At 65.4% G+C, this 24,574-nt stretch carries 19 protein-coding genes; 6 read left to right on the forward strand and 13 right to left on the reverse strand.

Going from position 1 to position 24,574, the window contains the following annotated elements; translation table 11 throughout:
* Positions 1-96: 96 nt before the first annotated feature.
* The 9 genes from O5K31_RS13250 to O5K31_RS13290 all read right to left on the reverse strand — a co-directional run bounded on the left by O5K31_RS13250 (position 97) and on the right by O5K31_RS13290 (position 9,557).
* Positions 97-1,116 carry a LacI family DNA-binding transcriptional regulator gene (locus tag O5K31_RS13250; RefSeq protein WP_269714075.1) on the reverse strand — a complete coding sequence of 340 codons (1,020 nt, stop codon included), beginning with the start codon at positions 1,114-1,116 and terminating at the stop codon, positions 97-99.
* A gap of 85 nt (positions 1,117-1,201) precedes the next feature.
* Positions 1,202-2,185 carry a glucokinase gene (gene glk, locus O5K31_RS13255; protein ID WP_269714076.1) on the reverse strand — a complete coding sequence of 328 codons (984 nt, stop codon included), beginning with the start codon at positions 2,183-2,185 and terminating at the stop codon, positions 1,202-1,204.
* A 200-nt stretch (positions 2,186-2,385) separates the two neighbouring features.
* Positions 2,386-4,470: a response regulator gene (locus O5K31_RS13260; RefSeq protein WP_269714077.1), complete on the reverse strand. Its 2,085-nt coding sequence runs from the start codon at positions 4,468-4,470 to the stop codon at positions 2,386-2,388.
* Positions 4,460-4,912: a response regulator gene (locus O5K31_RS13265; RefSeq protein WP_269714078.1), complete on the reverse strand. Its 453-nt coding sequence runs from the start codon at positions 4,910-4,912 to the stop codon at positions 4,460-4,462. The genes O5K31_RS13260 and O5K31_RS13265 overlap by 11 nt, the downstream gene beginning before the upstream one ends.
* Positions 4,913-4,924: 12 nt before the next feature.
* On the reverse strand, positions 4,925-7,126 hold the full coding sequence (locus O5K31_RS13270) for an ATP-binding protein (protein ID WP_269714079.1): 2,202 nt from the start codon (positions 7,124-7,126) through the stop codon (positions 4,925-4,927).
* Positions 7,123-7,707, reverse strand: a complete 585-nt coding sequence (locus O5K31_RS13275) for a biliverdin-producing heme oxygenase (RefSeq protein WP_269714081.1) — start codon at positions 7,705-7,707, stop codon at positions 7,123-7,125. The genes O5K31_RS13270 and O5K31_RS13275 overlap by 4 nt, the downstream gene beginning before the upstream one ends.
* An 82-nt stretch (positions 7,708-7,789) precedes the next feature.
* Positions 7,790-8,014 (reverse strand): hypothetical protein, encoded by a 225-nt coding sequence (locus O5K31_RS13280; RefSeq protein WP_269714082.1) that lies wholly within the window; start codon positions 8,012-8,014, stop codon positions 7,790-7,792.
* A 32-nt stretch (positions 8,015-8,046) separates the two neighbouring features.
* On the reverse strand, positions 8,047-8,736 hold the full coding sequence (locus O5K31_RS13285) for an acyl-homoserine-lactone synthase (RefSeq protein WP_269714084.1): 690 nt from the start codon (positions 8,734-8,736) through the stop codon (positions 8,047-8,049).
* Positions 8,737-8,837: 101 nt separating this feature from the next.
* Positions 8,838-9,557, reverse strand: a complete 720-nt coding sequence (locus O5K31_RS13290) for a helix-turn-helix transcriptional regulator (protein ID WP_269714085.1) — start codon at positions 9,555-9,557, stop codon at positions 8,838-8,840.
* A gap of 107 nt (positions 9,558-9,664) precedes the next feature.
* On the opposite strand from O5K31_RS13290, the gene O5K31_RS13295 reads away from it, so the two are divergent.
* A complete protein-coding gene (locus O5K31_RS13295) occupies positions 9,665-11,125 on the forward strand; it encodes a glycerol-3-phosphate dehydrogenase (RefSeq protein WP_269714086.1) in 1,461 nt (486 codons plus the stop codon).
* Positions 11,126-11,129: 4 nt separating this feature from the next.
* On the opposite strand, the gene O5K31_RS13300 is transcribed toward O5K31_RS13295, so the two are convergent.
* A complete protein-coding gene (locus O5K31_RS13300) occupies positions 11,130-11,375 on the reverse strand; it encodes a DUF1272 domain-containing protein (RefSeq protein ID WP_269714087.1) in 246 nt (81 codons plus the stop codon).
* A gap of 50 nt (positions 11,376-11,425) precedes the next feature.
* Here O5K31_RS13300 and O5K31_RS13305 point away from each other — a divergent pair, with 50 nt between their 5' ends.
* The 4 genes from O5K31_RS13305 (at position 11,426) to O5K31_RS13320 (ending at position 18,851) form a co-directional block, all read left to right on the forward strand.
* Positions 11,426-13,159 carry an N-acyl-D-amino-acid deacylase family protein gene (locus tag O5K31_RS13305; RefSeq protein WP_269714089.1) on the forward strand — a complete coding sequence of 578 codons (1,734 nt, stop codon included), beginning with the start codon at positions 11,426-11,428 and terminating at the stop codon, positions 13,157-13,159.
* A 74-nt stretch (positions 13,160-13,233) separates the two neighbouring features.
* A complete protein-coding gene (locus tag O5K31_RS13310; protein ID WP_269714090.1) occupies positions 13,234-14,073 on the forward strand; it encodes a DUF5694 domain-containing protein in 840 nt (279 codons plus the stop codon).
* Positions 14,074-14,236: 163 nt separating this feature from the next.
* Positions 14,237-17,533 (forward strand): carbamoyl-phosphate synthase large subunit, encoded by a 3,297-nt coding sequence (gene carB, locus O5K31_RS13315; RefSeq protein WP_269714091.1) that lies wholly within the window; start codon positions 14,237-14,239, stop codon positions 17,531-17,533.
* A 19-nt stretch (positions 17,534-17,552) separates the two neighbouring features.
* Positions 17,553-18,851: a glycosyltransferase gene (locus tag O5K31_RS13320; RefSeq protein ID WP_269714092.1), complete on the forward strand. Its 1,299-nt coding sequence runs from the start codon at positions 17,553-17,555 to the stop codon at positions 18,849-18,851.
* A 37-nt stretch (positions 18,852-18,888) separates the two neighbouring features.
* Here the strand turns inward: O5K31_RS13320 and O5K31_RS13325 are convergent, their stop codons facing one another.
* On the reverse strand, positions 18,889-19,809 hold the full coding sequence (locus O5K31_RS13325) for a DNA adenine methylase (protein WP_269714093.1): 921 nt from the start codon (positions 19,807-19,809) through the stop codon (positions 18,889-18,891).
* Positions 19,809-22,163 (reverse strand): DGQHR domain-containing protein, encoded by a 2,355-nt coding sequence (locus O5K31_RS13330; protein ID WP_269714094.1) that lies wholly within the window; start codon positions 22,161-22,163, stop codon positions 19,809-19,811. Before O5K31_RS13330 ends, O5K31_RS13325 begins: the two co-directional genes overlap by 1 nt.
* 586 nt (positions 22,164-22,749) lie before the next feature.
* On the opposite strand from O5K31_RS13330, the gene O5K31_RS13335 reads away from it, so the two are divergent.
* Positions 22,750-22,995, forward strand: a complete 246-nt coding sequence (locus tag O5K31_RS13335) for a hypothetical protein (protein ID WP_269714095.1) — start codon at positions 22,750-22,752, stop codon at positions 22,993-22,995.
* Between the two features lie 31 nt (positions 22,996-23,026).
* Here the strand turns inward: O5K31_RS13335 and O5K31_RS13340 are convergent, their stop codons facing one another.
* Positions 23,027-24,550 carry a S10 family peptidase gene (locus tag O5K31_RS13340; protein WP_269714096.1) on the reverse strand — a complete coding sequence of 508 codons (1,524 nt, stop codon included), beginning with the start codon at positions 24,548-24,550 and terminating at the stop codon, positions 23,027-23,029.
* Between the last annotated feature and the right edge of the window lie 24 nt (positions 24,551-24,574).

Below are 24,574 nucleotides of genomic sequence, written 5' to 3' on the forward strand. Positions count from 1 at the left end.
GCAGCCGGCGACCCGGCTTTCTTTGTGGCGTCAAGCTATGCGCGGTATGACAACGCTGTCAACGCGAACTGGCGCTATCGTTTCGACTGAAGCGTATCAGGCCTTCAGCGGCTTTGTGGAATCGCGGACGACCAGTTCGAAGTCGAGCAGACGATTGGCGGGCGAGCCGTTGTCCGTCGTCATCTCGCCGCTGATCAGCAGATCGGCGGCGGCGGCGGCCATGTTGGCGATGGGCTGACGGATGGTGGTCAGCTGCGGCCAGACCATGCGGGCGCTAGGGGTGTCGTCGAATCCGGCCACCGAAAGGTCGTCGGGCACGGTCAGGCGAAGCTGGTTGGCGGCCGCGATGACGCCCAGCGCCATGTCGTCGTTGGAGGCGAAGACGGCCGTCGGCCGCGCCTTGGCGCCCAGCAGAACCTTCGACGCCTCGAAGCCCGACTGGAACGAGAACCAGCCCTGCACGACCCAGTCCTCACGGACGCTCACGCCGTGCTTGCGCATGGCCTCGCGAAAGCCCTCCTCGCGCAGATGCGAGGCGCCGTGGTCGGGGTGGCCCTTGATGAAGCCGATGTCGCGGTGGCCCAGGTCGATCAGATGGCTGGTCATCTCTTCGGCCGCGCGGCGATCGTCCATGTAGACATAGGCCGCTCGGTCGCGCTGACCATCCGGCGCCACGCGGACATAGGGAACCTGCGCCGCCTCCAGCGCGTCGAGCAGCACCGGGTTGTCGCAGACCGGCGGCGTCAGCAGCACGCCGTCCACCCGCAGGGTCGCCAGCATGGGGATCAGCTGCGCGCCGAAATCGCTGGCGGTGGAATCCAGGGGTTCGACCAGCAGGTGATAGCCCTCCTCCCGGCAACGCAGCACCGCGCCCAGATGGACGTCGGCGTTGTAGGCCGGGCTGGGGTTATCGAAGAACACGCCGATCAGATAGGAGCGCGATCCCGCCAGGCTGCGGGCCGAGACATTGGGCTTGTAGTTGAGCTCGGAAACCGCGGCGAGCACCCGCTCGCGCGTGTCGTCCTTGACGTTCGGCTCGCGGTTCAGGACCCGCGAGACGGTCTTGATCGAGACGCCGGCCTTGGCCGCCACGTCGTTGATTGTGATCGACCGCACCTACCAAACGCCCCCGCTGAACGCCCCCGCTGAACGCCGCGAAGCTATGAAGGTCAGGCCGCCCCGTCAATCGCTCCGGCCAAGCTTAGCCGAGGGCGAGCAGCCGCGGCGCATGCGCCGCGCCCAGCAGAGTTGCGTAGGGCCGCAGGATGACCTTGACCGGAATGGCTTCCAGATAACCCCGGAATCGACCCTTGTCCTCGAAGCGCTCGCGGAACGGGCTGGCGTCCAGGATGTCCAGCATTCGCGGGGCGATGCCGCCGCCGATATAGACCCCGCCCTGCGCCCCGAAGGCCAGGGCCAGGTCGCCGGCCACCGAACCCAGAATGGCGCAGAAGCGGTTGACCGTGCGCAGGGCCGATGCGTCGCCTTCGACCGCGCGGCGGGTGATCTCGGCCGGGTCGCGATGCGGCGCCCCATTGCCGTCGATCTGGCACAGGGCGTCGTGCAGGTCGCACAGGCCCGGACCCGACAGGATGCGCTCGGTGGAGACGCGGCCGTACTTGCGCATCAGGATGCGCAGGATTTCGATCTCGACTTCATCAACCGGGGCGAAGGCCACGTGGCCGCCCTCGGTGGCCATGGCGGCGTGACCCGTCCCGTCGCGGCCCAGCGCCGAAACGCCAAAGCCCGTGCCTGGGCCAAGCACCGCGATGGTCTTCTGGTTCGAGACAATGGCGGGCCCGCCGATCTGATGCGTGTCGCCGGCCTCCAGCAGCGGCGCCGCCAGCGCCAGGGCGGCGTAGTCGTTGAGCAGGCGGGCGTCGTCGAAGCCCATGTCCACCAGGCCAGTCTCGGAAAGCTCCCAGTCCAGGTTGGTGAAGCGGATGGCGCCGTCGACGATCGGTCCGGCTACGGCGATCACCGCCAGGTGCGGGGGACGCTTCAGCCCGACCCGCTCCAGATAGGCGGCGACCGAATCCAGCGAGCGCGGATAGTCGCTGGTCAGATAGCCATGGGCGTCGAGGATTTCGGGCTTCTCGACGCTGAGGTCGACAAGGCCGTAACGGGCGTTGGTGCCGCCGATATCGCCGACCAGAGCCAGCTGCTCGGGGGCACGGTCGGACATGGTCTCACGAACTCGATCAAGCATGGCTTCGGTCATCAAAACTGGTCGAAGAGGCATAGCGCCGTGACTCGGCGTTCAAGGGGGCTCTGGGACACAGCCTTGGTGTTCATCATGGACGTTTCCCGCTGTCCCGTCTTTGTCGTACTTATGACAGCGCTGTCACCCATAACCGGGGCGCGGGAGCTAGGCCAGCAAAACTTTTACCCGCCCCGCTGGATCGACACGACGTTCGAAATCGCGTCAGCAGAACCCAGAATGGCCTCGATTTTGGCCGCCAGTTCGCCGTCGCGGAACGGCTTTTGGACGATGCGATCCTCGCCCGCGTCCTTTAGCGCGGCGAGATCGGCGAAGCCGGTGATGAACAGCACGGGAAGGTTCGGGCGCATGGCCCGGGCGGCGCGGGCCGTGTCCATGCCGTTCATGCCGGGCATGGCGTAGTCGGCCAGCAGCATGTCGATCCCCTCCTCGCGTTCGAGCGCGTCGAGGGCGGCTCGGCCGCTCCCGGCCTCGATCACCACGCACCCCAGTTCGCGTAGGATGGTGGCGGTCACTTCGCGCACGGCGCTGTCGTCGTCGACGACCAGAATCTTGCGATTCGCCAGGCCGTCGCCGCGGGGGAACACCGCTTCGACAGCGGCCGCGCGAGCGGCCTGCGAGGCGCGGGGCAGATAGACCTTCACGGACGTGCCCTCGCCCAGCTTGGTCTCGATGCGCACGCCGCCGCCCGATTGCTTGGCGAAGCCGAACACCTGGGCCAGACCCAGGCCCGAGCCCTTGCCCACGTCCTTGGTGGTGAAGAACGGCTCGAAGGCGCGCGCCAGGATGTCGTCGCTCATGCCCGTGCCGGTGTCGGACACCGAGACCATCACATAGTCGCCCGGCGTCGGCTCCTCGGGCCGCAGCGGGGCGTCGACCAAGGTCACATTGGCCGTCTCGACCGTGACCGAGCCGCCGACCTCCATGGCGTCGCGCGCGTTGATCGCCAGATTCAGCAGGATCATCTCGATCTGGGTGGGGTCGACCAGGGCTGGCCACAGACCCGCCTTCAACACCGTCTCAAGCCGCACGCTGCCGCCCATGGTCGATTGCAGAAGGCCCCGCATGCTGCGGGCGGTCTCGTTCAGGTCGACGGGCTTGGGCTCCAGCTTCTGGCGGCGCGAGAAGGCCAGCAACTGGCTGGTAAGGGTCGCGCCCCGCTCGGCGGCGGTGCGCATGTCGTTAAGGCGACGGCGGACCTTGTCGTCGATGACGCCTTTCTCCAGGGCGCGTTCGACGAAGCCGACATTGCCCAGGATCACCGTCAGCAGATTGTTGAAGTCGTGGGACACGCCCGCGGTCAGCTGCCCGACCGCCTCCAGCCGCTGCATCTGGCGCAGGGTGTCTTCAACCCGCTCGCGCTCGGCGATCTGCTCGGAAAGCTCGCGGGTGCGATTTTGCACCGCCTTCTCCAGGGCCTTTGCGTGGTCCTGCAGCACGTGCTCGACGTGCTTTTCCTCGGTGATGTCGCGCAGCACGCCCAGAAAGCGCTCGCAGACCCCGTCGCGGAAGACTGTCTGGCCGCGCGTGCTCATCCAGCGTTCCTCGCCGTCCGGCGTGATCACCCGATATTCGTCGGCGAAGCTGTCGCTCTCGACGCTGACCGCGCGCTGCACGGCGGCGTCCATTCGGGCGCGGTCATCGGGATGGCAACCGGCGAGGAAGGTCTCGTAGGTGACCTCGGCGTTGGGATGCAGGCCGAACATCACCTTGCAGCGGGCGTCCCAATGCAGCTGACCGGTCTGCGGACGAAACTCCCACAGACCCAGGCCCGCCACATCGACCGCCAGGCGCATCCCCACTTCGCTCTGCTGTAGGGCGTCTTCCGCCTTTCGGCGATCGGCGCGTTCGCGCGCCTCGTTCAGCGCCCGCTCCACGGCGGTCGGCAGCCGCGAGAGGTTGCGCTTCATCACATAGTCGGTGGCGCCCCGCTTGATCGCGTTGGTGGCGAACTCCTCGCCCACCACGCCCGAGACAAAGATGAAGGGCACGGTCGGGACCAGTTCGCGCGCGATCGTCAGGGCCGACAGGCCGTCGAAATCCGGCAGGGAATAGTCGGCCAGGATGATGTCGATATCCTCGACCGCCAGGCTTTCCACGAACGTGCGGCGATTGACGACGCGCACGATCTCGAACTCGAACTCGGCCCTCTCCAGATGGCTGGCCAGCAGTTCGGCGTCGATCGCGCTGTCCTCCAGCAGGAGGATGCGTAGCAGATTGGACCGGGTCTTTTCGCCGTCAGCGGGCATGCACACCCCTGGGCGGCGGCTCGTTGAGAATCGCCCAGAACATGCCCAGGTCCTGGATCGCCTCGAAGAACCGGTTGAAATCCACGGGCTTCACCACGAAGGCGTTCACGCCCAGCTCGTAGGAGCGGACCAGGTCGCGCTCCTCGCGGGAGGACGTCAGCATGACCACCGGCACCTGCCGGTGTGCGGCGTCGCCCTTGATCCGCTCCAGAACCTCAAGCCCGTCGATCTTGGGCAGTTTCAGGTCGAGCAGAACCACGGCGGGATCGCCCGGGTCGCGATCCGCGTGAACACCCGTCTGGTGGATATAGTCCAAGGCTTCCTCGCCATCGCGGGCGATGACGATCTGGTTCGCCAGCTGGCACTTGGCCAGTGCGGCGAGGGTCAGTTCCAGGTCCTTGGGGTTGTCTTCAACCAGAAGGATGGGTCGCAGGTCGGCCAAGACTTTCTCCGCTCAGCGTTTTGGTAGGACGAAAGTGAACGTAGCTCCGCCGTTCGGGGTTCCCTCCGCCAGGATCTCGCCGCCGTGGCGGTCGATGACCCTTTTGGTCAGGGCCAGGCCGATGCCGGTACCCTCGAAATCCTCGACCCGATGCAGCCGTTGAAACACGCCGAACAGCTTGCCCACATAGGCCATGTCGAACCCGACGCCATTGTCGCTGATGCGATAGAGGGTGTCGCGGCTTCGTTCTTCGCCGGTGATCCCGATCTTAGCCGGTGTCGCGTCGCGGGTGTACTTGATCGCGTTGTCGATCAGGTTGACCAGCACCTGCCGCAGCATGGGGCCATCGCCCCAGGCGGGCGGCAGGCGATCGATCTCCCACTGGATGTCACGGCCGGCGGCGTCGGGCTCCAGCGACATACGCACTTCGCGGACCAGCTTGTCCATATCGACGCGCGTCATCGTCAGGCTGGCCCGGCCCATCTGCGAGAAGTTCAGCAGGTCGTCCACCAGACGCCCCGCCGAAAGGGCCGCATCCTTGATGCTGTCCAGATAGTGGCGCGACTTGTCGTCCAGCGACTGTTCGCGGTCACTCAGCAGCTCCGCATAGCCGACGATGTGGCGGAACGGCGCGCGCAGGTCGTGCGACACCGAATATGAGAAGGATTCCAGCTCCTTGTTCGTGCGCTGCAGCGCCTCGGTCAGCTCGGCCTTCTCCTCGGCGTTCTTCAGGACGAAGTTGACGATGGCGTGACGGAAGTCGCGGGCCGTTTCGATCTCGGACTCGCGCCAGGGCGCCGAGCGCAGGCGGACCTTTTCCTTCCAGGTTTCGAAGGAAGCCCGGGGGCTGAGCGGCTGGTGCGGATCGACAGGTGTTTTGCGCGGATCGCCGCCCCAGGCCACCGTGCGCACCACCTCCTGGCGGAACCAGACGATGTAGCTAGGGTGGATGCGCGAGATCGAGATCGCCAGCGCGCCCGCCGCCGTCTCCGACAGCAACTCCGCATCCGGCCAGTGCTGGGACAACATGTCGGTGACGAACACCTCGTCCACCTTAAGGCGCTTCAGCCATGCGGCGAGACGAACCAGATGCTCCATCGGAGGGGTGTCGCCCGCCACCAGAATCTCGCCGTCCGCGATCACCGCCGCGCCCGAAGCGCCGGTGAGGCCCAACCAGGCGGCCGGGTTCTCTAGCAGGCCCGCCTTGTAGTTTTCCGCTCGGGCCAGTTCCGCCAGCAGCCCGGCTTCGACCTTCTTCAGCTCGATACGCTCGGCGGCATGAGCGGCGCGCTCGCGAGCGCCGATCTGGAGCGAGACGATCTGGCCCAGGAAGTCACACACCGCGCGCGCCTGTGCGTTCAGCCGCTTGGGTTCGGCGTTGTGGCAGGAGATCAGCCCCCACAGGCGCCCGTCGATCAGGATCGAGATCGACATGGACGCCAGGGTGCCCATGTTGCGCATGTACTGCAGGTGGATCGGCGACACGCTGCGCAGCGCCGCCAGACTAAGGTCCAGCGGCTTGCCGTCCGCCGGGCTGATGGCCGGCTCCAGCGCCGCCGGGACGTAGTTGGCGTCCGGGATCAGACGCAGACGATTGAGGTGATAAAGCTCGCGCGCTTGGGCAGGGATATCCGAGGCCGGAAATCGCAGGTCCAGATAGGACGGAAGCACGCCGTCGCCGTCTTCGGCGATCACCATCCCGTTCCAGTCTGGATCGAAGCGGTAGATCATCACCCGGTTGAAGCCCGTCAGCTCCCGCGCCAGCCGCGCGGTGTGCCCGGCGATAGCCTGGACGTCGTCGGCCGGGGTGATCTCGTCCATGAACGTCCGCAGACGGGGATACAGCGCCTCGAACGTCTCCCGCTCCGAATCCGGCGGCGCCTCGAATTCCAGGATGACGCCTTGGGATGTCCGATGTCCGAGGACCTGCACGGTCCGCTCGCCCATGTCGCAGGTGCGCAGGAACGCGCCCTCCTCCTGCTCCGTCCAGCGGGCTACGTCCTGGGCCAGGGCCTCGCCGCCGACGATGTCCTGCAGGCGCGCGGGGTTCGTCACCCCGGCTTTGAGAGTCAGAAGACTGGTCAGGTTGGCGCTGGCCTGCAGCACCGACAAGTCGCGCGGCGCCAGGACGAGCATCGCCCCATGGGGCTGGATTCCGCCGGGTATGCGGATGGGCTCCTGAGCGCAGGCGTCGCTATCTAGGGTCGCGTTCAAGCGCGGTCTCCGGTCAGCCACGCGGTGAGCAGGTCGAAAGTCTCCCCCGCCGCCGCAACGACCGCATCCGTTGATCGCGCGCCTTCGCGTTCGATGAAGGCGCGGGTTTCGCGCCATCGGACGCCGGTCTGGTCGCCATAGGGATCAAAGTAGGAAAATCCGCCTGATGGCAGCCAGGCCTGGCCCGCCAGGGCGCGAGTGATCACCTTGCCCCCCAGGCTGGAGCCCTCCAGCACATAGGCCGCGCCCAAGACGCTGGCGGGATCGCGGGCCAGGTCAGCCGCCGCCTTGCAGCGTGGCAAGGCGTCGATCACCGTTTCCGACAGCCCCAGAGCGGTCAGGTCGCGATTGAGGCAGGCCAGTCGACGCCGCGGCAGCAGGAAATCGGCGAACCTCGTCGCCGCCGCCGGCTCCCAAACCACATGAAAGCCGTAGAACCCTTCCAGGACGCGCCGGAATCGATCCGGCGAAAGCGGCGGCTCTAGGAGGGCGAGGCCCGCTTCGAGCGCCTCGTGACGAGTTGCAGTGTCGCTTCGGAGCCGGTCGAGGAGCGGGTGGGCTGTCTCGATGACTCCATGCATGGGCGCGTCTCCAAAAGAGCGCGAACCCTAGTGTCCTCAAGCTTCGGAGCCAAGCTGGACCATAAAATATTCAGGTCGGTCATCACGCGTTTCCGGCTGTCCCCATGACAGCGCAGACCTCGTAGAGGCGACGCTCCACGGCGGCCGGGCCCTCCTTGTGCTCGATCTCCACCAGACGCCGGGTGACGTTCAACAGGACCGCCCGCTCCCGGCGGCTGAGACGCGTATGGTACTCGGCCAGGGCGCGCAGCTCATCGCTGCTGATCGCATCCGGATGCGTCAGGGCGTTGGCGGCCAGGCGCGTCATGGCCGCGCCAGAGAAAGATCCCCGAACCGACATCAGCGAGCCTCCATCAGCTGCGGCGTGCGGACGGGCGCTTCGCGGAAGCGCCGCAGCAGGCGGGAGTCCTTCTCAGGGTCCTGCAGCTTGCCCTGCGGCGCGCCGAAGGCGGCCATCATGCGCTCGAGCCCATCGGTCGAGGCGGTCATCAGATAGGGATACGAGAACGGGTCGCCCGGCGCGAAGCGGATCGGCGCGCCCAGGGCGTCCACCGCGAAGCCCTGGCGGATCAGGGCCTCCAGCGACGATTGGTAATAGACCCCCATGGTCTGGGTCCAGCCCATGTCTTCGGCCAGTTCGCCATGCGAGATGTAGAGGTCGCCCATGATCGCCGTGCGCTCTTCGCGAGACAGCGACAGGTCCACGCAGAAGCGCGAGCTTTCGACGATCTTCGATGACCGCGGCAGGGGCGCGCCGATCTGGGCCTGCAGCACGTCGCAGGTGACGTTGGGCGCGTCCGACGGCGTCAGTCGGCAGGTGCCGACAACCTGCCCCGCGTCGTTGACCGCCACCAGATGATGCACGGCCGGGGTGAAGTCGAACTGGTCGATCTCGCGCTCGCCGTCGCCCGCCAGATCGGGAAGCTTCCAGCCAAGGGTCTCCATGAAGATGCGGCGGCGAAGACGGAACGCCTCATTCAGCAATCCCCCGAAGGCGCTGCGGTGATGGGCGCGAATGACGATGGCCATGGCCTGCTCCAGTACGGTCGAAGTCCGACGGGATGCAGGATGAGGCGGCGCCTTCCCTGGCGGCAGTCCCCCAAAACGGGGACAGGGACACCCTCAGGTTGCTAGGGCGCGATCTGGCCGGACCAGATGCCCACCGCCACGGCCTGGGCGCGGTCGTCGGCCTGGAGCTTGGCGAAGATGCGCTTCCAGTGCGTACGCACCGTTTCGGGCGAGATTTCCAGGTCCAGAGCGATGACCTTGTCGCTCTGACCCAGCGAGGCGTGGTTCAGGATACGGCGCTCCTGCGGCGACAGCGTCTTCACCGCCGGCTGCAGCCGCACCTCGCGCAGGTGCAGCAGGCGCTGCATGAAGGTGCTGGCCACGAAGGACATCACCCCCTGGTCCATGTCGGTCCAGTGGATGGTCGGTCCCGATACGTTGACCACCGCCGCGTTGAGCAGGCCGCCGGTGCCCACCGGCTGGGTGAAGCCGTCGGCCAGGCCGAACTGCCGCGCGTCACGGAACAGCTCGGTGCTGGCCTGGGACGTGGTGCGCGAGATGTCGGCCCAGGTGAAGCCGCCCGGCTGGGTCAGGGCGCGCTGAACCACCGGATCGACCAGATACTGCTGCTTGGCCAGATAGTATTCTGTCCACTCGTCGGCCCAGTTGGAGACCATGCCCAGACGCGGGTCCATCCGCTCGGGATTGGCCAGGACCCAGGTGGAATAGGTGCGGGCGCCGAACGGCTCGATGGCGCGTTCAAACGCGCCGATGGCGGCGCTGACAGACTGAGCGCGCGTCATCACCCCGATCTGGGCGAGTGCTTCTTCAACGCGGCTCATGGCGCCCTCACAACCCCGACGACGCTAGACCTCATCGCGACGCCATGAAAGACGCCTATTGTCACAGACGTCCGACAGTACAGAATCCAAACCCATAAAGGGGTTTCATGAGCCAAGTCGATCTTCTGGTCATCGGCGGAGGCGTCAACGGCGCCGGCATCGCCCGCGACGCGGCCGGCCGCGGCCTGAGCGTTGTTCTGTGCGAACGTCGTGATCTGGCGGGGGCGACTTCGTCCGCCTCGTCCAAGTTGGTCCATGGCGGGCTTCGCTATCTGGAGCAGTACGAGTTTCGCCTGGTTCACGAGAGCTTGGCCGAACGCGAGGTCCTGCTGGCCGCCGCCCCGCACGTGATCTGGCCGCTGCGCTTCGTCCTGCCGGTGCATCAGGGGCTGCGGCCGCCGTGGATGCTGCGGATCGGCCTGTTCCTCTACGATCACATCGGCGGCCGGCGCAGCCTGCCCGGGACGCGGACGATCAGCCGGCGGTCTTCACATCGGCTCGATCCGCTGCTGGACCGCTACCGGCTGGCCTTCGAATATTCCGACTGCTGGGCCGACGACGCCCGCTTGACCGCCCTGTGCGCCCGCGACGCCGCCGATCGTGGTGCGGAGATCCTGGTGGGTTGGGAGGCGACATCCGCCCGGCGGCAGGGCGCGTCCTGGCTGGTCGATCTGCGGTCCGACGACGGCGCTGCGCGGCAGGTCAGCGCCCGCGCGGTAGTCAACGCCGCCGGTCCCTGGGTGGGCGAGACCCTGAAGCTGTCGGGGGCGAAGGCCCACCACGCCCCGCGTCTGGTGAAGGGCAGCCACATCGTGGTCCCCCGCCTGCACGATGGCGACCAGGCCTTCACCTTCCAGAACAGCGACGGCCGCATCGCCTTCGTCATCCCCTACGAGCAGGACTTCACCCTGATCGGCACCACCGACATCCCCTATGACGGCGATCCGGCGAAGGTGGCGGCCAGCGGGGACGAGACCGCCTATCTGTGCGAACTGGTGTCCGAGTACCTGAAGACACCGGTCACCCCGGCCGATGTCGTCTGGACCTATTCAGGCGTGCGGCCGCTGTATGACGACGGCGGGGTCAGCGCTTCGACCGTCACCCGCGACTACGTCTTCGACATCGACGCGCCGGAGGGGCAGGCGCCCATGCTGTCGATCTTCGGCGGCAAGCTGACCACGCACCGCAAGCTGGCCGAACACGCCATGGAAAAGCTTCAGCCGCTGATGGGGTTCGAGGCCGGACCGTGGACAGCCAAGGCGATCCTGCCCGGCGGCGACATCGCCGACTTCGACGCCTTCGCCGCTGAACAGGTGCGCAAGCACAGTGACCTGCCCGAACCTGTCGTCCGCCGCCTGTGCCGCGCCTACGGCACGATGATCGACGCCATGCTGGCGGACGGCCCGGGCGTCCAGATCGCCCGCGGCGTGTTCGAGGCTGAACTTCGTCACATGCGCGATAACGAATGGGCCCGCTGTGGCGAGGACGCCCTGTGGCGGCGGTCAAAGCTCGGCCTGCACCTCACTCAGGCGGAGCGGGACGCCGTCACCGCCTGGTTCGGTCGCTGATCCTCTAGGCCGCGCAGGTGGCATGCCGGCCGACCACCCGCTCGGTCGACGCCGGGTGTCTAAGCAGCGCCGCCGCCGGCCGCACCGGCCGCCGCACCAGTTCGCCTGCGCAGTTGGGACAGACCCCGCCCAGCCGATTGTCCACGCAATCGGCGCAGAACGTGCATTCAAAGGTGCAGATGCGCGCCTCCAGGCTCGTCGCCGGCAGATCGCGGTCGCAGCATTCGCAGTTGGGACGCAAGCTGAGCATGGGTAGGGTCTCCTTCCCGCTCCTGATGCCAGAGGCCTCCGATAGCTGAAATGACGAACTTCCCTCGTTTTCCGACATTGGCCACCTTCGCCGTCTCGGCCCTGCTCGCCACCTCGGCCCTCGCCGCCCCGGCCTATGATCTGGTGATCCGTGGCGGGTCGGTGATCGACGGCTCCGGCGCGGCGCCCTTTACCGGCGACATCGGCATCAAGGGCGAGCGCATCGTCTATGTGGGGCCAAAGGCGCCCGGCGCGGGGGCGAAGGAAATCGACGCCACGGGTCAGGCCGTCTCGCCTGGCTTCATCAACATGCTCAGCTGGGCCACCGACAGCCTGATCGCCGACGGCCGTGGCCTGTCCGATCTCAAGCAGGGCGTGACGCTCCAGGTCATGGGCGAGGGCTCGTCCATGGGTCCCCTCACCCCCGCCATGAAGGCGGCGGAGCAATCGCGCCAGGGCGACATCAAGTACGACATCTGGTGGAACACCCTGGACGAATACCTGGTCGGCCTGACCAAGCGCGGGATCGCCCCCAACGTCGCCTCCATGCTGGGAGCCGAGCAGCCCCGCGTCATGATCCTGGGCGAGGGCGACGTGGACCCGACGCCAGAGCAGCTTTCGGCTATGCGCCAGATCGTGGTCCAGGCGATGGAGGACGGCGCCCTGGGCATCGGCTCGTCCCTGATCTATGCGCCGGGTACCTATGCGGAGACCGACGAACTGGTCGCCCTGACCACCGAGGCCGGGCGCTGCGGCGGCGTCTATCTGTCCCACATGCGCAGCGAGGGCGATCGCCTGGTCGAGGCCGTGGACGAGCTGATCGAGATCAGCCGCCGCGCCGGCGCCCCGGCCGAGATCTGGCACCTCAAGGCCGCCGGCCGCGACAACTGGGGCAAGCTCGACACCGTCATCGCTCGCATCGAGGCCGCCCGCGCCAAGGGCCAGCGCATCACCGCCAACATGTACAACTACACCGCCGGCTCCACCGGCTTCGACGCCGCCATGCCCACCTGGGTCCAGGCCGGCGGCCGCGAGGCGTGGATCGAGCGGCTGAAGGACCCCGCCATCCGCGCCCGGGTCCTGACCGAGATGCGGGCCGCAAAGCCCGACTTCGAAAGCCTGTACCGCCACGCCGGCGCCGAAGGCACGCTTCTGGTCGGCTTCCGGTCCGAAGCGCTCAAGCCCCTCACCGGCAAGACCCTGGCCGAGGTCGCCAAGGCCCGCGGCGTCAGCCCCGAGGATGCGATCATCGACCTGATCATCGAGGACGGCAGCCGCGTCCAGGTCGTCTATTTCCTGATGAGCGAGGACAATGTCCGCCGCCAGACCGCCCTGCCCTGGATGAGCTTCGGCTCCGACGCCGCCGCCCTGGCGCCGGAGGGCGTGTTCCTCAAATCCTCCACCCACCCGCGCGCCTACGGCAATGTCGCCCGCCTGCTGGGCAAGTACGTGCGCGAGGACAAGGCCCTGCCCCTGACCGAGGCGGTCCGCAAGATGACCAGCCTGCCGGCCCACAATCTCGGCCTGCGCGACCGCGGCGCCCTGAAGGCCGGCTACTACGCCGACGTGGTGATCTTCGATCCGGCCACCGTCGCGGACAAGGCGACCTACGAGAACCCGCGCCAGTTCGCGGTCGGCGTACGCGATGTGGTCATCAATGGCGGCCTGGCCCTCTCCAACGGAGAGCCCACCGGCGCCCCTACAGGCCAGGTCGTCCGAGGCCGCGCGTGGAAGGGCTGGAAGGACGGCGGCTGCAAGACAAGCGCCGCCGATTGGAGCTGGTGAGCCGGGTTTGACAGCACGAAATCCTGTCTGAAAGTTCACTGGATTCCGGCGTTATCCCGCGCGATCAGACGGTCATGAACCTGACCTACCGCACCAAGCGTCTGATCAGCTGCGCCGTCGCCGGCTGGATTTCCGGGGCCGTCCTGGCCGCCGCCGCCCTGCCCGTCCACGCCGCCCAGCGGGCGCCGGTCGAGGTGATGATCGTCGGCGCCTTCCACATGTCCAATCCGGGCGCTGACATCAACAACGCCACCTATGAAGACGTGCTGACGCCCAAGCAGCAGGCCGGCGTGGTCAGGACCGTCGATGCTCTGGCCAAGTTCAAGCCCACCCGCATCGCGGTGGAATGGCCGCAAAAGATCACCGCCGAGCGCTACACCGAATACCTGCAGACCGGCCTCAAGGGGCACCGAAGCGAGCGCAACGAGGTGGTCCAGCTCGGCTACCGCCTGGCCAAGCAGACCGGCGCGGTGATCGAGGGCGTCGATGTGGATGGAAACTTCCCCTACGGCCCCGTCAAGGAATACGCCGCGGCTCACAACCAGAACGCCTTCCTCGACAGCCACATGGTCGGGATCAAGGCCCAGATGAAGGCGCAGGAGACCCTGTTCGCCAAGGGCGGAACGCCGGCCGTACTGCGTCATCTGAACACACAGGACCAGATCAGGGCAGGTCAGGACTTCTACCGCCAGATCGGCCTGATCGGCGGCGGGGACGAACAGCCCGGCGCGGCCCTGCTGACGGGCTGGTATGAGCGCAACTTCAAGATCTGCGCGCGCATCCTGCAACCGGCCAAGCCAGGCGACCGCATCGTCGTTATCTATGGGGCCGGCCACAGCTTCCTACTGCGCCAGTGCGTCATCGAGACCCCCGGCTTCAAGCTGGTCGAAGCGAACGCCTGGCTGCCCAAGTAAGACCGCGCCGGCCTGTCCACAGGCCGAACAGGCGTTCATCATCTTTCCCGACTCTGCGTCCTTGCGCGGCGGGTCACTCGTCTCTAAACGACCCCCTTAACCTGCAATCTGACCTAAGGGACGGGCGCGCCGCCGCGCGACCGCCCTTGCGCGCGAGACCGACATGCCCAAACGCACAGACATCAAATCCATCCTGATCATCGGCGCGGGCCCCATCGTCATCGGCCAGGCGTGCGAGTTCGACTACTCCGGCGTCCAGGCCTGCAAGGCCTTGCGCGCCGAGGGCTATCGCATCGTGCTGGTCAATTCGAACCCGGCCACGATCATGACCGATCCGGACGTGGCCGACGCCACCTATATCGAGCCGATCACCCCCGAGATCGTGGCCAAAATCATCGAGAAGGAGCGTCCCGACGCCCTGCTGCCCACCATGGGCGGCCAGACCGCGCTCAACACCGCCCTGGCGCTGGAAAGCATGGGCGTGCTGGAGAAGTTCGGCGTCGAGATGATCGGCGCCAAGGCCGACGTCATCGACAAAGCCGAGGATCGTCAGAAATTCCGCGACGCCATGGACAAGCTGGGTCTGGAAAGCCCCCGCTCCAAGGCCGCCCATACGATGGAAGAGGCCATGGAAGGCCTCGATTTCGTGGGCCTGCCGGCGATCATCCGCCCGTCCTTCACCCTGGCGGGCACCGGCGGCGGCATCGCCTACAATGTCGAAGAGTTCAAAGAGATCGTCGAGCGCGGCCTCGACCTGTCGCCCACCACCGAGGTGCTCATCGAAGAGAGCGTCCTGGGCTGGAAGGAGTATGAGATGGAGGTCGTCCGCGACAAGGCGGACAACTGCATCATCGTCTGCTCCATCGAGAACATCGACCCGATGGGCGTCCACACCGGCGACTCCATCACTGTCGCCCCGGCCCTGACGCTGACCGACAAAGAATACCAGCGCATGCGCAAGGGCAGCATCGACGTGCTGCGTGAGATCGGCGTCGAGACCGGCGGCTCCAACGTCCAGTGGGCGCTGAACCCCAAGGACGGCCGCATGGTCGTCATCGAGATGAACCCGCGCGTGTCGCGCTCCTCGGCCCTGGCCTCCAAGGCCACGGGCTTCCCGATCGCCAAGGTCGCCGCGCGCCTGGCCGTCGGCTACACCCTGGACGAACTGGCCAACGACATCACCGGCGGCGCCATGCCCGCCTCGTTCGAGCCGTCCATCGACTACGTCGTCACCAAGATCCCGCGCTTCGCCTTCGAGAAGTACCCGGGCTCCGAGCCGTACCTGACCACCTCCATGAAGTCGGTGGGCGAGGTCATGGCCATCGGCCGCACCTTCGCCGAGAGCCTGCAAAAAGCCCTGCGCGGTCTTGAGACCGGCCTCAACGGCCTGGACGACATCGAGATCGAGGGCGCCGAGGACCCCGACACCGGCAAGGCCGCCGTGGTCCGCGCCCTGGGCAACCCGACGCCGGACCGCCTGCGCGTCATCGCCCAGGCCTTCCGCCACGGCCTGACCGTCCAGGAGATCAACGCCGCCTGCTCCTATGAGCCCTGGTTCCTGGAGCAACTGGCCGAGATCGTGCGCCAGGAGGGCCTGGTCCGCGCCGGCGGCCTGCCCAACAACGCCGCCGACTTCCGTCGCCTGAAGGCCATGGGCTTCGCCGACGCCCGCCTGGCCAAGCTGACCAACCTGACCGAGGCCGAGGTCCGCAGCCAGCGCCACGCCCACGGCGTGCGCCCGGTCTACAAGCGCATCGACACCTGCGCCGGCGAATTCCGCGCCGACACCCCCTACATGTACTCGACCTACGAGACCGGCGCCCTGGGCCAGCTGCCCGATTGCGAGAGCGAGCCCACCGGCGCCAAGAAGGCGGTCATCCTCGGCGGCGGTCCCAACCGGATCGGCCAGGGGATCGAGTTCGACTACTGCTGCTGCCACGCCGCCTTCGCGCTGGACCAGATCGGCATCGAGTCGATCATGGTCAACTGCAACCCCGAGACCGTCTCCACCGACTACGACACCTCCGACCGCCTGTACTTCGAGCCCCTGACGGCCGAGGACGTGCTGGAGCTGCTGGCGGTCGAGCAGACCAAGGGCACCCTGCTGGGCGTCATCGTCCAGTTCGGCGGCCAGACCCCGCTGAAGCTGGCCAACGCGCTTGAGCAGGCCGGCATCCCGATCCTGGGCACCAGCCCCGACGCCATCGACCTGGCCGAGGACCGCGAGCGCTTCCAGCAACTGCTGCATGAGCTCAAGATCGCCCAGCCCAACAACGCCATCGCCCGCAGCGCCGAGGAAGCCTTCGCCGGCGCGCACAAGGTCGGCTACCCCGTGGTCATCCGCCCCTCCTACGTGCTGGGCGGCCGGGCCATGGAGATCGTCTATGACGATGAGCAGCTGGACCGCTACATCCGCACCGCCGTGCAGGTGTCGGGCGACAGCCCCGTCCTCATCGACCAGTACCTGAACCGCGCCACCGAGGTGGACGTCGACGCCCTGTGCGACGGCGAGACCGTCTTCGTGGCCGGCGTCATGGAGCATATCGAGGAAGCCGGCGTCCACTCGGGCGACAGCGCCTGCTCCCTGCCGCCCTTCTCGCTCAAGCCCGACACCATCGCCGAGCTGAAGCGCCAGACCGAAGCCATGGCCTTCGCGCTCAAGGTCCGCGGCCTGATGAACGTGCAGTTCGCCATCGAGGAACCGCACAGCGAAAACCCGCGCATCTACGTGCTCGAAGTGAACCCCCGCGCCAGCCGCACCGTGCCCTTCGTGGCCAAGACCATCGGCCAGCCCGTGGCCTCCATCGCCGCCAAGGTGATGGCCGGCGTGCCCCTGGCCAGCTTCGGCCTGACCGACAAGCCCTACGACCACATCGCGGTGAAGGAGGCGGTCTTCCCGTTCGCCCGCTTCCCCGGCGTCGACACCGTGCTTGGCCCCGAGATGCGCTCCACCGGCGAGGTCATGGGCCTGGACTGGCGCCGCGAGGGCGAGGACTTCATGCCCGCCTTCGCCCGCGCCTTCGCCAAGAGCCAGCTGGGCGGCGGCGTCACCCTGCCCCGCTCGGGCTGCGCCTTCGTCTCGGTGCGCGAGGCCGACAAGCCGTGGATCCTGGAGCCGACCCGCCTGCTGATCCAGGCCGGCTTCCGCATCCTGGCCACCACCGGCACCGCCGCCTACCTGGCCGAACAAGGCCTCAAGGTCGAGGTGGTCAAGAAGGTGCTGGAGGGCCGCCCCCATATCGTCGACGCCATGAAGAACGGCGAGGTCCAGCTGGTCTTCAACACCACCGAGGGCAAGCAGTCCCTGGCCGACAGCTTCGAGATCCGCCGCTCCGCCCTGATGTCGAAGATCCCCTACTACACCACCGCCGCCGGCGCCCTCGCCGCCGCCCAGGCCATCGCCTCGCCCATGGCCGAGACGAGCGCCCTGGAGGTCCGCGCCCTGCAGACCTACGCCTAGGGGGATCAAGAGCATGGCGGTGCGTCGGATCATTCTGGCCACCGCCGGCTCCCTGGGCGACCTGCATCCCTTCCTGGCCCTGGGCAAGGCGCTGCACGCCCGGGGCGCGCGGGTCGAGATCGCCACCCAGGCCGAGTACCGCCCCAAGGTCGAGGCCGAGGGCCTGGTCTTCCAGGACGCCAGCCTCAACCTGGCCGACTTCCAGTCCGAGCTGGGCCTGGATCTGGCCGGCATCACCCGCAAGATCGCCGCCTCCGACTTCTGGTTCTACGAGCACGTCGTCCTGCCCAACATGGCCGCCGGCGCACGCCGCCTCATCGAGATCGGCGAGGGAGCCGACATCATCGCCGGCGCCCCCTTCGCCATGGGCGCCCTGCTGGCGGCGCAGCGCCTGGGCGTGCCCTTCGTCTCCGTCGCCCTGTCGCCCATGCTGTTCATGTCGGCGCACGAGCCGCCGCCCCTGCCCGGCGCGCCGTGGCTGAGGCCCCGGACCAGCCGCGCCGGCCTGGCCCTCAACCGCGCCACCCTGGCGCTTGGCCGCCTGCCGACCGCCCGCTGGACCCGCCGCCTCAACGCCGCCCGGGCGGAGCTTGGCCTGCCCCCGACCAAGGACAACGTGATCTTCGACGCCCCCTGGCGCGCCGACCTGATCCTGGGCCTGTTCTCGCCCCAGCTGGGAGGCCCCCTGCCCGACCATCCGAAGAACACCCACATCACCGGTTACGCCGCCTATGACAGCGAGGCCGGCGGCCCGCCGACCCTGCCGCCCGACCTGGCCGCCTTCCTCGACGCGGGCGAGCCGCCCATCGTCTTCACCCTGGGCAGCGCGGCGGTCCACATCGCCGACGACTTCTATGCCCAGGGCCTGGCCGCCGCCCGCGCCTTGGGCCGCCGCGCCGTGCTGCTGGTCGGCCCGGACGGCGACCAAAGCCTGACCCAGGGCGCGACCGACGCCATCGCCGTCCCCTACGCCCCCTATTCCCTGCTGTTCCCCCGCGCCGCCGCCAACGTCCACCAGGGCGGCGTCGGCACCACCCAGCAAGCCCTGCGCGCCGGCCGCCCCCAACTCGTCGTCCCCCACCTGGGCGACCAGCACGACAACGCCGCCCGCGTCGCCGCGCGCGGGGTCGGCGCCGTCCTCAAACGCGAGCGGTTCAGGGCGGAGGCGGTGGCGGCGGTGCTGGAGCGGTTGCTGGCGGACGCGGCCATGGCGGAGAGGGCGGCGGAGGTGGGGAGGCTCAGCGCGGGCGAGGATGGCGCGGAGGTTGGGGCAGGGTTGGTGATGGGACTGGCCGCCCGCTCAACGCCAGAAATCTAGCTATGATTTCATCAGGGGTTTCAACACGATCCATCAGCTAAGGCATAGCTGCTGGAAATTCGCGGCTTCCGGAGTAAGCGGTGCCCCGAAGGAGGTCATCACCTTCAATCTCGCTAGCCGTTGCAGGTTCATCCACTGCCTTGGGCTCAGCCGCGCTCCAATCGACACCGAAAGTGAGCATAGCCTCGGTTGTAGTGCCCCTAGCATTCGGGGAACCAGATAGAACACTCCTCCTAGAAACCGAACTATACTCTAGAATATCTTTATAAAGGTCGCGCACGGATTGATGATCCGCGTTTGTCATTATTATAGCACAACCCCTTTTAGTGGCACGCTCAACCGAGTCGCGCAAGCGAACTTGGTCGCTCCATTTAAATAGGTTCTCGTTATACTTTATAAATCCATTCGCATTATGCATTACAGTATATGGTGGATCAATAAATGCCACGTCGCCAAATCCACAGCCATCAAGCGTCACCTCGAAGTCCTGCACAATTATTTCGGCGGAGGACAACGCAGAAGCGTAGGTTATGAAATCCTCACCCGGAAAAATTACCGACGCCTTTGTACCTATAGGAACATTAAATTCACCCTTCAAATTAACCCTATACAGACCATTGAAGCAGGTTCTATTGAGGTAAAGGAACCTGGATGCCCTATCTATTCTATCTAACGGGCGCTCTGATCTAATTCTATAATAGTACTCTTTGTTATGAGAAGCATGGTGAACACACATCCTCTCATAGAGCTCACAATGCGAATCCTTCATAACGTTGTAAAGCTCGACTAGCTCTTCATTTACGTCAGATAAGACCGCACTCTTTGGCATGCTATGAAAATATATTGCTCCACTTCCAAGAAATGGCTCAATGTATCTATCGAATTTAGCTAGCGAGGGAAGCTCTTCGCGATCAGCGAGCCAGCGTTTTCCGCCAGCCCATTTTAGAAACGGTCGCACTATAGAGCCTCATTCGCAGCTTGAAGCCGCGGGAGCGCTTCTGACCTAACCCAATCCAAGAATGCGAGGTCATCGTCCGTATACGTTCTCAGTGAATTTTTGTGGGCGGCGATCTTCCGAATGTCGTTAAAACGAGCCATCCAGCCAGTGTACTTGCCGCCCTTCTTTTCCCCCGGCGAAGCGAGACTGAAGGTCGATTGAAAGTGCGGCCAATTGTTCGGCTGCTCCACTATTTCCTTCATGTCGATGAGGTCTAAATATGCCTCCTTACGCCTCCGTCGCTCTTGCGGCTCCTCCTGTTGCCTCTTGTACGCCTTTTCTTTGGTCACCGTTTTGGCGATCCCAAGCTCCCAGTACGCAGCATCTCCCGAGTCCAGAGTGTGAGCGCCATGGATCGACTTCAGCGTCTTCAGAACCACGTCAGTTAGCAACTCCGATATATGCATAATATCTTTGCTAGCTTCAGCGATCGTATCAGAAGCACGCTGCTCTATCGTCTTCTTAAACTCTTCTGAGCCGAAGTCCGGAAACTCCTTCGCAATGATCTCGCAGAGCTTATAGAGATAGTCCTTAACTCCCCCCTCACCGAAGCGACGGGAAAATGCATCACGAACCTGCTCATCACTGGCGGTATGCACGAAATCGCAAATGGGCTTTGCGACCGAATTGATTTCGGCAATCACTTCGTCTTCCGGCGCGCTGGCAAAATCGATCCCCCTTTTAAGAGTGAGGTACGCCATGATCTCGGGCAGGAGCATAAGATGCGCACGTAGACCAGGGTTGACGCAGATGTACGCGCTTGCGCCCGCAGCCCACCGACCGGGGTTTGCCGACGCAATAGGCTCGAAGTAGCCGTTTAAAATTTTGCGCGAGCGCTCGATGGTCTCCACGTCGTTTGCCGCTGAAAATGCGGCTGGCGCGATCGCCTTAGACATCACTTTGCCGAGCAGCGCGGCGCGGTTTAACCCATTGACCGCTTCAGAGATCGTCAAGTTCTGCTGCATAGTCGGCGGAACGTCAGGCATACGAAATCGCTGGAAAAGCGGACTAGTCTTGTCGGCATTTAGAGCTCTGACAACAGCCGACGCCAACGCAGAGAGCGCAGTTTTGGGGTCGGCATCTCCCATTTTCAGGTCCGCAAGCAACGCCACGAGCAGCCCCTTAGGCACACTCTTTTGCTTGTGGTTTATAGTTATGAAAAGATCCGCCTCTTTAACTTTTGCCAGGCCGGAGAAGGCAATGACAGTTATGTTCTGATCAAGATATTTTTCGTCCAGGCCCGAAAAACCATACAAACGATGCTGACCATCGATCACCCATGCCGATCTATATTTTGACGGCAAAGTAAGCCAGCCGAACTTTGCGGTCGGGTCTGTATTTAGACTATTGTCTAAGAGTGAGAATTTAGGATTATCAACGAAATTTAACAGTATATTCGTCGGAAAGAACCCCCCTGATCGAATAAAGTCGCCAATTGCCTTCACTCGACCCGGGGAAATCATACGCTGATAGGCAGGACTTCCATCAGGGTGGTTGAGCGCTTGGTGATTTACAAACGCTATTCTGAGGAGATTTCGCGGCGTTGTGACGAATGAGTAGAAAGTTTCACCGCCCAATTTACCTCGGATTGCAGGCACCGTTTGCGTCGGTATTCCTGGGATCTTTTGATCGCTCAAAAACTCCCCTAGGAGCTGGTATCTACCTGCAGCCCCCATATGCCCGATAAACGTCTCAAAATATGCAAGCTCATTCTCAGTGACAATGTATATTCCAGCGCGCTCAGCACGCTCCACGTCCCCTTCAGACCATATTATATTGTTAGTTACATAAAGCCATATGATCTTTGGCTTTGATGGATACTTCTTGTGAATTTCACTTCTGATATATTGTTGAAGAGATTTCGTTTCGGATATTTCTTTTGACAGCCCTCTACGCCCCCTCTCTTCTTTAGATATACATTCAGCAACAATCGCGGTTTCGTCATCTACTGCAAACGCGTCTATTTGCTTCGTGCCGTCACCGCCCGAGTGACGTGTAAATTTGATCGGCAGGCGTTTGGCGCCGAGGTGCCTGTAGCCCATTCGATAGAGGAGACACCAAGTGCGATCGTCGAGCGCCTGATTGTGAGGCTTCGCCTGCCGTAGACGATGCTGCCGCTTCCCCCGACGCGCCACCTCCCATCCCTCGGCGATGGCTTCAGCCGCGTCAGCGCGATGGACGCTTTTGTAGTTAAAGGGGGAGTTTCGAAGCCTAAACTCAGATGCGACCTGAGCTGCATCCTCCAGCAAGTCGTTGAGTAGCGCGGCGTCGCTCTCTACCGTGAGAACCTCCTGTGCCGCCGTAGCTCCGTCCATGCCGCCCCCGCGCCAAAGTTGACCCGGGCGAACGGTACTACCGTTAAGGTGATGCTCAAGCTGATTTTATTTGAAGCTGCACCTTTGTCGCGGACAGCATGTTTTTCCACGCCGCCTATCCACCCCGCGCATAACCCCCACCCTATCCACCCCCTCCTCACCCCGCCGCATACTCCCCTCATCCCGTCGCGGGAGAGGACGCGTGGTGTCGGCCTGTCGGCCTGGGCTCTCAACAGCTCAGGCCGGGCCGCCTTCTGACCAGGAGGGCGGCCGCGGCGGCGGGTGCGGTTGAGCGGGTCAAGCGCCGGCGGTCGAAAGCCGTCGGGGCGAGGGCGGGGGACGTAAGCCCGCCTATCGGGGACGCCGATACGTCTCCGCCCGTCCGGGGGTCGCCTGGGAGTGAAGGGCCTAAGACGTCCGCGCGCTCCCGTCTCCGGTCAAACAGCCGCGCGGGGCGTGCGTCCGCGTCGAAACGGTATTGAACTTTTCCTGCTCCGGGCGCGGCCCGGACGCCCCGCGCCTCTCCATCCTCCGCCGCCCGACGGGCGTCGGACGTCTCATCATGCGTGGATCAAGGAGCGCGCCCATGGACGACGACTATCGCCGCAATCCGCAGAGCGCCAAGCGCTGGCGACAGCGCGGGCCGGCGGGCGAGGCGGGCCTCAATCTGCCCGTCCTGATCCGGCGGGCGGCCTATGAATTCAACTATTACCGGGGCTGTCCGGTGGACTCCCACCCCGAATATCTGGCCACCATGCGGCGGCTGAAGGCCTGGTGGATGGATAACCAGCCCCATCTGGTGGACTACACCCCCGGCCCGCTGAACCTGTAGGCGGCTCGCGCGCCGGGGGCGGGGTCGATCCTTAGCGCTTGCGAATGAAGTTTCGGATGTCGCTGGACAGCTTCTTCAGGTCGTCCTCGCGCACGTACATCATGTGGCCGGCGTGGTAGTAGTGCCACTCGATCCGGCCGTCATTGGGGATGCCCGTGCGGTTCAGCGAATACTCCGCCCCGAAGAAGGGGGTGGCGAAGTCGTAATAGCCCTGGCCGGCATAGATGCGCAGGCCGCTGTTCTCGCGCAGGGCCTTGCCCAGGTACGGGGCGACGTTGAGGTAGCCCGAGCCGCCGCGCGGGCCTGAGCCCAGGTTCCAGTCCCAGTCGCCGACGGCGCCGATGGACGAATAGACCACGTCGGGCGAGTACTTCAGCGTCTCGCGCGAATAGGCGTTCATCGCCGTCGTATAGGCGCCGTCGATGCCATAGAAGCTGGGGTCGTTGTCGGGCCGGTCGCCGGCGTTGTCGTAGTCGACGCCGGTATAGCGGGTGTCCAGGCGGCCGATGGTCAGGCCCTTGTCACGCAGCAGCTCCTTGTAGAAGCGGCTGGGCGACAGGCGCAGGTTGGCGTTGCTCAGATAGGCCTGGGACACGCCGGTGAAGCGCGACAGTTGCGGCAGGATCGCGGCGCGTTCCTCGGCCGTGATCGAATTGCCCTTCAGCAGAGCCGTGGCGTAGGGGCCGATGGCGAAGGCGCGGGCCTGGGCGACGAATTCCTCGACCGTGGCCGGGCGGTCGGCGACCTTGTTGTGGTACCAGGCGGTGGCGGCCATGGACGGCAGGTTGGTCACATAGCCCAGCTCGTTGCCGGGGGTGTCGGCGGCCTGGCTGAAGTCCAGGATCGACGAGATCAGCAGGATGCCGTTCACCGACACGTCGGTGTAGCTGCCCTCAAGCTCGTTGATCACCGCGGCGGCGCGGGTGGTGCCATAGCTTTCGCCGCCGATGTACTTGGGCGCGTTCCAGCGGCCGTGCTCGTTCAGCCACAGGCGGATGAACTGGGCCATGGACCGGGCGTCCTTGGTGACGCCCCAGTAGTCCTTGGGATCGGTCTTGCCGAGCGCCCGGCTGAAGCCGGTGCCGACGGGGTCGATGAACACCAGGTCGGTGACGTCCAGCAGGGACTCGGGGTTGTCGATGATCGGGAACGGCGGGGCGCCGTCGTCCTTGGCGTCCGACGGCACGACCACGCGCTTGGGCCCGAACGCGCCCATGTGCAGCCACACGGAACCCGAGCCCGGGCCGCCGTTCCACAGGAAGGTCACCGGCCGGTTGGGGTCCGTCGGACCCTCCTTGAGGTAGGTATAGGAGGTGATCGCCGCGAGCGGCTTGCCGTCCTTGTCCTTCAGATAGGTCTCGCCGGCGATGGCGCGGTAGTTGATCCGCTGCCCGCCGAACGTGCCGCTGTGCTTGGTGACCGAGACGACCGGGGGTGGGATGCCCGCGTCGGACCTGCGCTCGGCGGCGGCTTCGGGCTTGGGCCCGTCCTGCGCGAAGGCGGCCGGTCCGGCCAGGGCGAGCGCCGATACGGCGAGCGCGAAAAGCTTCTTCATCTCAAGTCCCCCACTGTCGTCTTT

The organism is Caulobacter sp. NIBR2454 (assembly GCF_027474405.1).
Taxonomy (GTDB): Bacteria; Pseudomonadota; Alphaproteobacteria; order Caulobacterales; family Caulobacteraceae; genus Caulobacter.

Excerpts from the sequence above, each read along its gene's own strand:
- glk (WP_269714076.1), bottom strand. The coding sequence starts at position 2,185 with ATGTCCGACCGTGCCCCCGAGCAGCTGGCTCTGGTCGGCGATATCGGC.
- O5K31_RS13260 (WP_269714077.1), bottom strand. The coding sequence starts at position 4,470 with ATGCCCGCTGACGGCGAAAAGACCCGGTCCAATCTGCTACGCATCCTC.
- O5K31_RS13275 (WP_269714081.1), bottom strand. The coding sequence starts at position 7,707 with ATGCATGGAGTCATCGAGACAGCCCACCCGCTCCTCGACCGGCTCCGA.
- O5K31_RS13280 (WP_269714082.1), bottom strand. The coding sequence starts at position 8,014 with ATGACGCGCCTGGCCGCCAACGCCCTGACGCATCCGGATGCGATCAGC.
- O5K31_RS13285 (WP_269714084.1), bottom strand. The coding sequence starts at position 8,736 with ATGGCCATCGTCATTCGCGCCCATCACCGCAGCGCCTTCGGGGGATTG.
- O5K31_RS13290 (WP_269714085.1), bottom strand. The coding sequence starts at position 9,557 with ATGAGCCGCGTTGAAGAAGCACTCGCCCAGATCGGGGTGATGACGCGC.
- O5K31_RS13295 (WP_269714086.1), top strand. The coding sequence starts at position 9,665 with ATGAGCCAAGTCGATCTTCTGGTCATCGGCGGAGGCGTCAACGGCGCC.
- O5K31_RS13300 (WP_269714087.1), bottom strand. The coding sequence starts at position 11,375 with ATGCTCAGCTTGCGTCCCAACTGCGAATGCTGCGACCGCGATCTGCCG.
- O5K31_RS13305 (WP_269714089.1), top strand. The coding sequence starts at position 11,426 with ATGACGAACTTCCCTCGTTTTCCGACATTGGCCACCTTCGCCGTCTCG.
- O5K31_RS13310 (WP_269714090.1), top strand. The coding sequence starts at position 13,234 with ATGAACCTGACCTACCGCACCAAGCGTCTGATCAGCTGCGCCGTCGCC.
- carB (WP_269714091.1), top strand. The coding sequence starts at position 14,237 with ATGCCCAAACGCACAGACATCAAATCCATCCTGATCATCGGCGCGGGC.
- O5K31_RS13330 (WP_269714094.1), bottom strand. The coding sequence starts at position 22,163 with ATGGACGGAGCTACGGCGGCACAGGAGGTTCTCACGGTAGAGAGCGAC.
- O5K31_RS13335 (WP_269714095.1), top strand. The coding sequence starts at position 22,750 with ATGGACGACGACTATCGCCGCAATCCGCAGAGCGCCAAGCGCTGGCGA.
- O5K31_RS13340 (WP_269714096.1), bottom strand. The coding sequence starts at position 24,550 with ATGAAGAAGCTTTTCGCGCTCGCCGTATCGGCGCTCGCCCTGGCCGGA.